Annotated in this window: 3 protein-coding genes; 2 read left to right on the top strand and 1 reads right to left on the bottom strand. The window is 58.8% G+C overall.

What is annotated here, in order from left to right:
* Nucleotides 1–1,279: 1,279 nt before the first annotated feature.
* A complete protein-coding gene (locus ACYVG7_RS11175) occupies nt 1,280–2,662 on the bottom strand; it encodes an MFS transporter (RefSeq protein ID WP_460883187.1) in 1,383 nt (460 codons plus the stop codon).
* Between the two features lie 121 nt (nt 2,663–2,783).
* Between ACYVG7_RS11175 and ACYVG7_RS11170 the strand changes: the two genes are divergently transcribed.
* Both ACYVG7_RS11170 and ACYVG7_RS11165 read left to right on the top strand, forming a co-directional pair.
* Nucleotides 2,784–3,680: a LysR family transcriptional regulator gene (locus ACYVG7_RS11170; protein WP_460883186.1), complete on the top strand. Its 897-nt coding sequence runs from the start codon at nt 2,784–2,786 to the stop codon at nt 3,678–3,680.
* Nucleotides 3,681–4,081: 401 nt separating this feature from the next.
* Nucleotides 4,082–4,471 (top strand): hypothetical protein, encoded by a 390-nt coding sequence (locus tag ACYVG7_RS11165; RefSeq protein WP_460883185.1) that lies wholly within the window; start codon nt 4,082–4,084, stop codon nt 4,469–4,471.
* Nucleotides 4,472–4,493 lie beyond the last annotated feature (22 nt).

Here is a 4,493-nt window from a genome sequence, read left to right as displayed (position 1 = left end):
GTAAAAGAGAGTATAAGATCACACCCAGATCGGTCGGTCAAATCATCTTGTACTGCTTAAAAAATGTTCGCGATCTCGCCCTGGGATGCGCTCCGGATGAACATGATGATCTCATATCAGGAACTTGTTCGCACCTTCCCTTTGATAATCTCTAAGTTTGAGCCTAACTGTATGATCCTCTGGTAACCTACAATTGCAATTCCAGAAGTCAACAACAACCATATAAACTTGGTATCGAAATTAGGATTTAAAAGTCGATTAAGTTTCTCTAAAAAAATGCTTTTTATAGTCAATTTGTTACTCATGTCTTTTTAAAAATATAACAGCTTATTGAGTGGAATTATTCCTCTATTTCTCGGAGGATATTTCCGCATATTTTTATCTGCCTGTTTGGAATATTTATCCAATCAAGCGCTTGGTGTTCTATTTAGAACCAATCCGCAGGGTTGGTGGCGGTTGGCCTGTCTATCCTCGTTGGGGACCTGTTCGGGTTCTGTTGGGTGTAATGCAGTGGTTAGCAACATGCTAAGGCTCCCGGTTATATCGTCAGGTGGTTCTTGGTGATTGGCATGGCTACCGCACGGGTTTGCGGCCACCCTATGCCCTGCATCGTCCATGATTCATCTGACCCTTGGTAGCAGAGTATTCAAAATTTTCACGGCGATTTATGCGACAAATCAAACAGATTGGAATCAAAGTGACTTCTGGTGATTAAAATCCCGCGCCGAAGGCGGGCAAGATGGATTTTGCTCGTGTCAGATAAACCCAAGCTTCAAGCCATCTGTCATTCCGAAGATCAAACCCAGCTTTTGTTCGTGCCAGTTAAACCCAAGCCTCAAGCCATCTGTCACTCCGAAGATCAAGCCCAGCCTTTTGCTCGTGCCTGTTAAACCAAAACCCGAAGCCGTCTGTCGGGCCGAGGGGTGGGGTGACTGGAGCCGGTGCGCGGTCAGGATGACCGCAAGAGGGAGCGTCACGCCATGGATGGCGTGTGGCTCCCGGCCGGTGGAAGGCAGCCCGGCACTCGGGAGCTTTCCCGACAGTCGGCATACACCAAGGCCAGGGGTTAAGGGGGCAGGGCCTTTTGCCCCCTTGCCGACCCCGCCAACGGGAGGTTGGCAAATCGCCCCAGCCGACCGGGTCGGAACCGGATCAATCCGAATTGAGCCGATTTAAATCGAGCCGATTCGATTCGCGATAATTCGGCCGCGCAAGGCCGAAGACGGCCGAGCGGAATCGACTCAGGCTGAGTCGAGCCGACTCAGCCGATTCAGCCGAATCAGGCGGCAGGCCGAGACTCGGCCAATCTCAACCGCCAGCCGACCAGCAGCGCCAGGCTGAGCAGCAGGGCGATAAACCCGCCGACGCCCGACCAGCCAAATCGGTGCCAGAACAGGCCGCCGAGCGTGCCCGCCAGACTCGATCCCAGGTAATAACAGAACAGATACAAGGAGGCGGCTTGGCCCTTGGCGCGGTGGGCGCGGGGGCCGATCCAGCTGCTGGCCACCGAATGGGCGGCAAAGAAACCGGCGGCAAATAGCAACAGCCCCAAGATCACCAGCCACAGCGCGTTAAACATCGTCAGCAGCAAGCCGGCCAGCATCAGGCCGAGAAAGCCCAGCAACACAGGGGCGCGGCCGAAGCGGGCGGTCATCAATCCGGCCTTGGGCGAGCTCCAGGTGCCGGTGAGATAGACCACCGAGAGCAGGCCGACTACCGCCTGGCTCAACTGCCAGGGGGACTCCATCAGGCGGTAGCCGATGTAGTTGAACAGAGTGACGAAGGCGCCCATCAGCAAAAAGCCTTCGGCAAACAGCCAGGGCAGGGCGGCATCGCGCCAGTGCAGGTGCAGCGAGATCATTAAGGATCGCGGGCGCAGGGATAAGGGGCGGAAGTGGCGCGAGGGCGGCAAGATCTTCCAGAACATCAGTGCCGCCGCCAGGGCGCAGCAGCCGATGGCGGTGAGCGCCAGTCGCCAGCCGAAAAAGTCGGTCAGCACCCCGGTGAGCAGGCGGCCGCTCATGCCACCAATCGAGTTACCACTGATATAGAGCCCCATGGCAAAGGCGATCTGCGTCGGCTGTATCTCCTCGGCCAGATAGCTCATCGCCACCGCCGCAACCCCGCTCAAGGCCAGCCCCATCAGCATGCGCAGCAGCAAGATGCCTTGCCAGCTCTGCATCCGAGTCGAGATCAGGGTACAGACCGAGGCCAGCAGCAGCGCCGTGACCATCACATTTTTGCGGCCGAAGGCATCGGAGAGCGGGCCGCTGATGAGCAGCCCCAGCGCTAGCATGGCGGTGGCGCAGGAGAGGGCGAGACTGCTGGTCGCCGGTGAGATGGCAAAGTCCGCCGAGAGCACCGGCAGGATCGGCTGCACGCAGTAGAGCAGGGCGAAGGTGGCAAACCCGGCGGCAAACAGCGCCAAAGTGACCCGCCAAAACGCTGTGCTGCCGCGCTGGATATAGCCGCCGTGGGCCAGCGACTCGGGCAGGGTGGGGATTGTGGTGAGCCGCGCAGGAGCGGCAGCGGGGGAGGTGACCGCCGGAGCCGTTACCGCGGCATGAGTAGTCGAGGCTGAAGTCGTTGACGCCGCAGCAGTCGAGGCTGAAGCCGTTGATGCCGCAGCAGTCGAGGCAGATAGAGGGGCAGTAGAGTGCACAACAGATCCTTGAACGCATTTCCCGTGAGACAAGAGGCGACGGGTAAGGCCTGGCGTCAGAGTAAAAAGCGGGCAATAATCTGTCTAATATATTAATAATCTGGATTGATAGGTTATAAGTATGAATATCGAACTGCGTCACCTGCGCTATTTCGTCGCCGTCGCCGAGGAGCTGCACTTTGGCCGGGCGGCGGCGCGGCTGAATATCTCCCAGCCGCCCTTGAGTCAGCAGATCTTGCTGCTGGAGGAGCAGATCGGTGCCCGGCTGCTGGCGCGTACCAATCGCAGTGTCAGCCTGACCGCCGCCGGGGCGCAGTTTCTGGCCGATGCCCGGCAGATCCTGGGCCAGGTGGAGACAGCGGCCAGCCGCGCCGCCCGTCTGCATTTGGGGGAAACCGGCGAGCTGCGGCTGGGGCTCACCGCCTCGGCGCCCTTTATCAAGACGGTCTCGGATGCGCTGCTGCTCTACCGCCAGCGCTATCCGGATGTGCATGTGCAGACCCAGGAGAGCCATACCCGCGAGCAGATAGGCCCCTTGGGCGATGGCAGCCTGGATCTGGGGCTGATGCGCAACACGCCGCTGCCGGATACCCTGTGCTGGCGGGTGGCGCTGCGCGAGCCCATGCTGGCCATGGTGCACCACAGTCATCCGCTAGCCGGAAGGGCGCGGATCTCCCTGCGCGAGCTGGCCGCCGAGCCCTTTGTGTTCTTCGACCCCCTGGCGGGGACCGGTCTGTACGACGATATCCTCGGCTTGCTGCAGCGTTATGGTGTCACCCCGTCGGTGACTCAGGAGGTGGGCGAGGCGATGACGATCCTGGGGCTGGTCGCCGCCGGGCTCGGGGTCTCTATCTTGCCTGCCTCCTATCGCCGGTTGCGGCTGGAGGAGATCTGCTGGCTGCCGCTGGAGGAGCCGGATGCCATCTCCGAACTCTGGCTGGTGTGGGCCAAACATCGCGAACTCAGCGCCCCGGCGCGGCATTTTATCGAGCTGCTGGGCGAGCCCTCGTTGAGCTAGAGCTCGACGCTGGGCGTGAGCGAGACCATGGATGTGGCGAGCCTTAGCCGCTGCGCTCAGCCTTTGTGTGCTGCGGGTCAATGTCATAAAGGGTATTGACCGCTCGTCACATTGACCGTTAGCCCCATTGAACATTCACAGCGAATGCTGCTTTATACCCTGTGCCTGAACTAAGCTTTTCTGTGTCAACGCGGTCTAAAAAATGGAATAACTTAATATCTGAATAGCCGATCACTCAGCGCCGTGGTTGCCTAGTGCTAAGCTGACCCTCCGCCATGGATGGGCGGTGAACCCCCATAGTGGGGGCTCTGTGTGTGGCCATCAGCTTTCTTGTCGAGGTGGCAGCATCAGAATTTGGGCTATTGAAATCCAACCGTGAACCCTGGTTGCGGAGCACTCGTATGCGAAACTCTCATCGGCAGCGCCGCTTTTTTTGGCTCGCTGTGTTTCTGCTCTTTGGCATGACGACTGCGCTGCACGGGATGACGATCCGCATTCCTGCCCCGGAAGGGGAACATGACTCGCGCTATTCCTATTTTGTCCAGCAACTGCAGCTAGCCCTGGATCACTCGCCTCTGAAGGGGCAGTACCGATTATCCACCTATCCACGCGAGGTCACTCAGAGCCGGGCCTTTAGCCTCATCAATGCCGGTGAGATCGATCTGCTCTGGAGTATGTCGGACACCAAGCGGGAGCAACAGTTCTTGCCCGTTCGCATTCCGCTGACGCAAGGCCTTGTTGATCAAATCCAAAGTCGGATACTCGCTCCCCAACCCGCCGGGCGGGCTTAGTTGACGGCCTGCCGAATGGGCA

It is taken from the genome of Pseudaeromonas pectinilytica (assembly GCF_054780855.1).
Note: the sequence above shows the minus strand (reverse complement) of the source record. Positions and strands in the feature narration are given on the sequence as shown.

Bases quoted from the DNA above. Each gene is read 5' to 3' on its own strand.
- ACYVG7_RS11170 (WP_460883186.1), top strand. From the start codon at position 2,784: ATGAATATCGAACTGCGTCACCTGCGCTATTTCGTCGCCGTCGCCGAG.
- ACYVG7_RS11165 (WP_460883185.1), top strand. From the start codon at position 4,082: ATGCGAAACTCTCATCGGCAGCGCCGCTTTTTTTGGCTCGCTGTGTTT.